The 6,999-nt window shown below is 74.6% G+C and carries 4 protein-coding genes; all 4 read right to left on the reverse strand.

Annotated features, from left to right (window positions below; translation table 11 throughout):
- Nucleotides 1-17: 17 nt before the first annotated feature.
- Nucleotides 18-2,423 (reverse strand): Dyp-type peroxidase, encoded by a 2,406-nt coding sequence (locus ACFV0O_RS27615; RefSeq protein WP_380346285.1) that lies wholly within the window; start codon nucleotides 2,421-2,423, stop codon nucleotides 18-20.
- A 25-nt stretch (nucleotides 2,424-2,448) separates the two neighbouring features.
- Entirely contained in the window at nucleotides 2,449-4,383 is a 1,935-nt protein-coding gene (locus tag ACFV0O_RS27620) for a galactose oxidase-like domain-containing protein (RefSeq protein ID WP_380346288.1), read from the reverse strand.
- Nucleotides 4,384-4,546: 163 nt separating this feature from the next.
- Nucleotides 4,547-5,806, reverse strand: coding sequence for an acyltransferase (locus ACFV0O_RS27625; RefSeq protein WP_380346290.1), 1,260 nt, complete (start codon nucleotides 5,804-5,806; stop codon nucleotides 4,547-4,549).
- Nucleotides 5,807-5,846: 40 nt separating this feature from the next.
- Nucleotides 5,847-6,914, reverse strand: coding sequence for an alpha/beta hydrolase (locus ACFV0O_RS27630; protein WP_380346292.1), 1,068 nt, complete (start codon nucleotides 6,912-6,914; stop codon nucleotides 5,847-5,849).
- Nucleotides 6,915-6,999: the final 85 nt, after the last annotated feature.

A 6,999-nucleotide genomic window follows, 5' to 3' on the forward strand; every position in this document is an offset into this window, starting at 1 on the left:
TCAGGCCGCGGTCGCGGTCAGCAGAGCGAGGCCCAGGCGTCGCAGGAGCGGTCGGCGGCGATCAGCCGGTCCGGGTGGCCGCTGCCGTCCGCGACCGAGATCCGGCGGTAGTTCTGACCGCTGAACACCCAGTACTCGCTGTTCCCGCCGACCCGCTGCCGGTCCGGGACGGCCAGGAAGCAGTCCACCCGGTCCAGGCCGTTCAGCGAGCTCCACTGGGAGAGTTCGCGGTCGGTGCGCTCGCGCACGTCGGTGTGCGAGGAGCCGTCGGCGATCGAGATCAGCCGGTACTGCTGGCGGCCGGCGGTGGTGTGGAAGCACCAGTACCAGCTCTTTCCGCCGACCCGCTGCTGGTCCGGGACGGGCAGCCAGCAGTCCACCTGGCCGACGCCGCTGAGCGAGCCCCAGGAGGTGAGGTCGCGGTCGGGGCGTTCGAGCGTCGTGGTGTACCGGCCGCCGCTGCCGCAGGTGACGGAGACCAGCCGGTACTGCTGGCGGCCGGCGGTGCTGTGGAAGACCCAGTACCGGCTCTTGCCGGCCGGGTCCTGCTGGTCCGGGACGGGCAGGAAGCAGTCGACGCGGCCGATGCCCTGCAGACAGGACCAGTCGGTCAGCCAGGTGTCGTCCTCGACCTTGCGGTCGGTGTGGGCGGGGCCGTCGGCGACCGAGACCAGTCGGCAGCGGTCGCCGTGGAACGCCCAGTACTGGCTCTGTCCGGCCCGGCGGTACTGGTCCGGGACGCCGACGAACTCGTCGCACGGGTACGCCTTCACCGGCTGCGGCGTGGGCTGCGGCCGACTGTCGGTGGTCTGGCCGCCGGTCTGGGTACCGCCCTGGCCGCCGGTCTGCCCGCCGGTCTGTCCCCCGGTGCCCTGGCTGCCGACCGGGGTGAGCCGGCCCTCGCAGAGCCCGCGCAGGATGCTCAGGGAGGGCATGAACGCGTACACCGAGCCGGTGGTCCGGACGAACTGCTGGAAGCTCAGCGGGGTGTGGTTGATCAGGCCGTCCGGTCCCCGGTGCTCCCAGTCGACGTCCGGGGCCTCCTGGGTGACCGGGTCCTTGCCGGGCAGCGGCCTGGGGTCGGCGTGCCCGGGCGGGACGGTCCCTCCGCTGTCGCGGTTCGGCGGGAAGTTCGGCTGGTCCATCCAGTCGGCCTGGATGAACTCGAACTGCCGCTGGAGGTCGGCCTGGTAGCAGATGAACAGCAGGCCGCGCGGGTCGTCGGGGCCGCCCGGGCCCTCCGAGGCCGGGTCGAACGGGGCGCCGTACGGGGTGCCGCGGCGCATGATCCGGCGGCCGTCCAGGACGCCGGCGTCCAGCGCGGGCTTGTCCGGGGTCTCCTGCAGGCCGGCCCGCGGGCTGGTCTTGCGCAGGTGCGACCAGAGCGGGGTGACCAGGCCCTCCGGGTCGTCCCGGAAGTCGAAGTCGTTGTCGGAGGCGGCGCCGGGGTTGTTCGGGACGTCGGTGGACTGGTGCTTGCAGACCGGGGCGCCGGAGCGCCAGCGGCCGACCATCCGGGCGGCCAGCCACTCGGTGGTCGCGGTGTCCGGGACGGCCTTGGCCTGCTTGAGCTCCCTGAGCTTGAGCGCGACCTGCGACCACCAGCCGGGGACGTCCTGGGCGAGTCGTCGGACCACCTGGAAGGAGCCGTTGCGGGCCCACTCGGGGTACTGGCTCGGCGGGCCGCTGAACGGGTCGTTCTCCAGTCCGCAGACGAACTCGCCGGCCGGGATGAGCCGGGTGCCGGGGTGGCCCTCCACCTCTTCCGGCTTCGCCGGGTCCGGCTGGTCGAAGCCCTTGACGCCGGGCTCGCTGATGCCGTCCTTGAAGCCGAAGTGCTCCTTGCCGCGGCGGCTGCCCAGCAGGGTCTGGGCGTTCTGCTGGTAGGCGATCAGGACCCGGCACTCGGCGGCGGCGATCCGCTGGGCCTCGACGGCCGCCTGGAGGTCCCGCTCGGTGTCGGCGGAGATCTTCAGCACGGCGTGGACCGCCTGGGTGCGGCCGTTGCCGAAGAGCCAGTTCTCCGGGGAGTTGTCGCCGGTGTCGCCGAGCGCGCCGGCCCGCCTGGCGGAGCCCTCCTTGAAGGCCTCCAGGCCGCCGCCGACCGGCGGGGCGGTGGGGAAGGGGTCGGTGGCGGAGAGCATCCGCAGGCCCTCGTAGGTGAAGCTGAGGCCGAGCCAGGTGGCGGTCAGCGTTCTGGGGTCGTCGCCGCCGGAGGCCTGTCTCGCTTCGCTGAAGGCCGCGTTGAACGCGGCGACCTCGCGGGTGGTGGAGATCTGCGGGGTCAGCTTGCGCAGCCAGTCGCGGGCCCGGGCGGCGTCGTCGAACTTGAGGAACAGGACGCTGACGTTGTCCTTCCTGAATCCGGCGAGGATGTCGCCCTGGATCTCCTCGCTGTCGCGCAGGCTCGGTTCCGTGGTCATGGGGATGTCCTTTCGGGGGAGGGGATCAGGCCGAGGGGCCGAGCTGGACCCACTGCGCGACGCTGGGCACGCCCTGGTCGCTGAGCAGGAAGAGCATGTACCAGCCGGGCGGGGCGGCCTTGGCGTCCGGCGGGGCCTGGAACTGCAGCCGGTTGCCGGCCCGGCTGGTGAGCCTCAGCTCGATGTGGCGCTGGCTGGTGTTGACCGAGTGGGTGGAGGTCGTCGGGGCCAGCAGGACGGCCTTGGCGGCGAGGCCCGGGGTGGTGCTGGTGACCGTGAAGGTCTGGTCGTAACCGACCGGCGTGGTGGGCGCGTTGGCGAGCGCGGGGCGGTCGCCCTGGTGCAGGTACGACGGTTCGTAGATCTCGATGGTGCCGTTCATGGTGACCGGCCCCGAGGTGCCGGGGACGCCGCTCACGGTGCCGTTGACGTCCGTGTTGTTGGCCAGCTGCTGGAGTTCGTCGCCGGTCACCATGACGCGTCCGTCGGGCAGCACCACCGCGTTGGAGTGGTAGCCGCGCGGGAGCCGCTGGACCGGGCCGAGCTGCCAGTTGCCCTGGTCGTCGCGCAGCTCGATCTGGCGGTACTTGAGATCCGCGTTGGGGTTGTACGGGCCGTTGCCGTAGTCGCGGATGTCGTAGGCGCCGTTGACGGTCAGCAGCCGGCCGGTGGGCAGCAGGAGGGTGTCGTCCTGGGTACGGCCGAAGGCGCGGGACTTCTCGGCGGTCCAACTGCCGTTGGAGAAGCGCAGGGTGCTCGGGTTGTCGCGGTCGCCGCCGAGGACCAGCGCGGAGTCCGGGCCGTTGACGCCGCCGGGCAGCATCACGGCGGAGCCGTAGTTGCGCTTGCGGCCGTCGGGGCGGGCGGTCAGGTCGGCGCGGGACTCGGCGACCGGGTCGAACTTCCACTGCTCGGCGGACTGGCGGCCGAAGCCGTAGACGTTGCCGTCGTTGAGCGAGAACAGGTGCGGGTAGTCGGTGGTGAACGGGGCGTCCACCTTGAACCGGTCGACCGGGGTGCCCCTGGGGACGTCGGTCTTCTTCGTCGGCACCGCGAAGGACTTGGCGGGGAAGCGCTCGACCACCGGCGTGGGCGTGCCGTAGCCGAGTTCGGACTGGCCGGACATGATCAGCTGGCGGCCGTCGGCGCCGGTCACCACCGAGGGGTACCAGCGGCCGACCGACATGTCGGGGTTGCGGGTCCAGGTCTCGGTCCACGGGTCGAAGACCAGCGAGAGCTTGGCGCCGGTACCGCCGTTGCCGCCGAGGTTGCCGCCGAAGACGCCCAGCATGCCGTTGGGCAGGAAGGAGTGGCCCGAGCAGAAGAAGGGGACCGGGCGGGGTTCGCCCAGGCCGTCCGGCATGTCGGCGACGGGCGGGGTGACCTGTTTGAACGCGTCCGGCCCGGTGCCCTTGGCCGGGTCCCACAGGAAGGCCCGCCCGGCGTTCTCCTTGCCGATGGTCTGGGTGGGGGCGGGTTCCTTCTCCGGGTTGGTCTCGATCCGTTCGAAGGAGAACAGCAGCACCTTGCCGGTGGGCAGCAGCGCGACGTGGTCGCCGAAGTCGGGGGAGGGGAAGTAGTCCCTGAACGCGCCGAAGGCCGCCGGGTCGAAGGCCTTGTTGTGATCGGCCTGGGAGGCCGTCAGCGCGTTGTACCGGTTGGTGCGGGTGGTCTGGGGGTAGTCGCCGACGCCGCGGACGGCGGCGCGCATCCGGGCGTGCTCCTCGGCGTGCTCCCGGCCGAGGGCCGCGACCTCGTCCTCCCGCAGTTCGGCCATCACCCGGGGCGAGTCGACGTGCGGGGCGAGCTCGTCCGCGCCGGGGGCGGCCGGTCCGCCGTGGGCGACGGCCGGGGCGACCGCGCCGAGCAGGGTGCCGGCGGTCACCGCGAGGACCACGGCGGTGCCCGGCAGCCGCCGGCGGACCCGGCGCCTCGGCCGCGGGCGTGGGGACAGGGACATGGGACTCCTCGGGAGCGTGGGGTGTCGGGAAGGGGTGGCGAATGCGGACGGACGGGCCGTGGGCGGGCGCGGTCCTGCGACGGTCGCCGACGGTCACAGGACATCACAGCGCGTGGTGGTTCGCATGCGGGTGCATCCTCTCGGCGCACCCGCCCCGCGCGGCTCACACCACGCCCAGCGCGTACGCCGCGAACAGCGTCGCCGCGGCGCCGGCCGCCGCCTTCCCGGCCCGGGAGAACGAGGTCCACGGCCCGTCGAACCGTCGGGTGAACCACCCGAGTGCCACCAGCACGGCCCCGAACAGCGGGAGCAGCACCAGCCGGGCGGCGACCCAGCCGAGCGAGTCCGGCGCGGTCGTCAGGCCCGGGACGGCGCCCAGGCCGGCCGCGCCGGGCACCGCCACCGCGAGCATCGCGCTCTGGTGCCAGCAGAAGATCGTCATCGCCGACAGGTTCACCGCCACCACCGGCAGCCACAGCAGCGGACGGCGCGTCAGCAGCCGGCCCAGCCGCTCCCGCAGCAGCACCGCGCCGCCGCACTGGACCGCCGCCAGGGCGAGCACCAGCAGGGACGGCGGGTGCGAGTTGGTGCGCTCCGCCCCGGGCACGCCGACCATGCTGGCCGGGTAGTGGAACACCAGCAGCAGCGCGGCGAACAGCGCGCCGCCGCCCAGCAGCAGCACCCGGGCCGTTGGGCGGCCGAGCCGGCCCTGCGCCCAGAGCACGCCCAGCTGGTACCCGAACAGCCAGCCCGGAAGGATGTTCAGCAGGGCGACCCAGGACGGCACCGACTGCGCCCACGGCCCGTACCGCAGCAGGTCGACGGTGGCGACCGAGGCCACCAGCAGGCCCGCCGACCAACCGCCCAGCCGGCGCCCGGCGGCCACGCAGAGCGGGGTGAGCGCGGTCAGCCCCAGGTAGACCGCGATGTACCAGAGCGGCTGCACCACCAGCGTCGCGCCGGTGCGCAGGGTGTCCGCGGGGACGCCCAGTGCGGGCAGCAGCGGGATCAGCAGCGCCCAGACCGCCGTCACCCCGAGCACCGGGCGCAGCAGCCGGACCGTCCGGGCGCGCAGCCAGCCGCCGTACGAGCCGCCGCGGGCGCGGGAGCGCTCCAGCGAGCGGACCGAGGAGTGGCCGCCGACCAGGAAGAACACCCCGAGCATCTGGAGCCCCCAGCTGAGCGGGGCGAAGAAGCCGAGGGAGGAGAGCGGGCTGGCGTTGTGCAGGGCGCCGTCGGGGGAGCGGGTGAAGCCGCCGAGCATCCAGTGCCCGACCGGGACGGCGAGGAGGGCGAGGGCGCGCAGTCCGTCGAGAGCGCGGTCGCGGGTGGCGGGGGTCCTGGCGTCGACCTGCCGGGCGGTGCGGCGCAGTCCGTCGAGGGGGTGGGCGGTGCGGGGGCGGGCGGTGCGGGGGTGGGCCATGGTGGTGCTCCTTCCGGTGCGGCAGGTCAGGTGCGGCAGGTCAGGCGCGGCCGAGGGCGACGGCGGCGTAGGCGGCGAGCGAGGCGGTGCCGGGGGCGAAGTAGCCGGTGTGGCCGTGGGACCCGGTGGCGGGCAGCGGGCGGGCGCCGAAGCCGGGGTCGGTCGGGTCGGCGCCGTGGCCGAGGCCGAACAGCCGGACGTTGGGCACGTCGCCGATCCAGTCGGAGTCGTTGCGGGCGGTGGCCCAGAGCGGGACGCGCGGGTCGAGGTCGGCCGCCGAGTCGACGCCCATGCCGGGGGAGCCGAGCACCACCACGCCGGAGGCCCGGGTGGGCGTGGGGCGGGCCAGGCCGCAGACCACCGAGCCGTAGCTGTGGCAGAACAGGGTGGCGGGGTCCTGCGGGCGGGTGCTGACGGCGAGTCCGTCGAGCAGCCGGTCGAGGCGGGCGGCGCCGGCCCGGGCGAGGCCCTCGGTGGCGGCGTCGGGGCCGAGGCCGACCGGGGTGGTGTAGCCGGCCCAGGCGATCACCGCGGTCTGCCCGTCGGTGGCCTGGTGCAGGGCGCGGGCCATGCCGGCGGGGGTGCCGTACGGGTCGGAGGCGCGGTCGAAGCGGAGCAGGTCGACGTCGGAGCCGGGGACGATGACGGCGGTGCGGCGGGCGGTGGCCAGGTCGCCGTAGACCTCGGCGACCTGGCCGCGGCCGCGCGGGTCGAAGGCCAGGACCTGCCGGCCGCCGTCCAGCAGGGTGCGGTAGCGCTCGGCGCGGGTGCGGGCGGCCTCGTGGTCCTGGGGGGTGAGGGCCGGGTCGGCGGCCCGGGCGAGTTCGCGGGTGCGTTCGGCGGCGAGGGCCAAGGCGTTGGCGCGGTAGCGCAGGTCGACCGGGGCGCCGTCGAGGTTGCCGACCACCAGCGGGTGCCGGACGGCCAGCGCGTCCCGGGCGGCCGGTGACAGCCCGGCGAAGAAGGTCGCGATCCGGGCCGGGTCGGCGGTGGCCGGGTCGGGCAGCGGCAGGCCGAGCGCGGTGTCGGCCGTCCAGGCGGCGCTGCCGGGCGGCGGGCCGGTGACCGGGGTCTGGGTGTCGGGGGCCCCCCCCCCCCCCCCCCCCACCCCCCCCGGCCCCCCCCCCGCGGCGGCGCGCGGCCCGCAGGTGCGCAATACCCCCAAGAGGCGGCTCTCCCCCGAGAGTGCGGGG

This window comes from Kitasatospora sp. NPDC059577, assembly GCF_042735475.1.
Taxonomy (GTDB): domain Bacteria; phylum Actinomycetota; class Actinomycetes; order Streptomycetales; family Streptomycetaceae; genus Kitasatospora.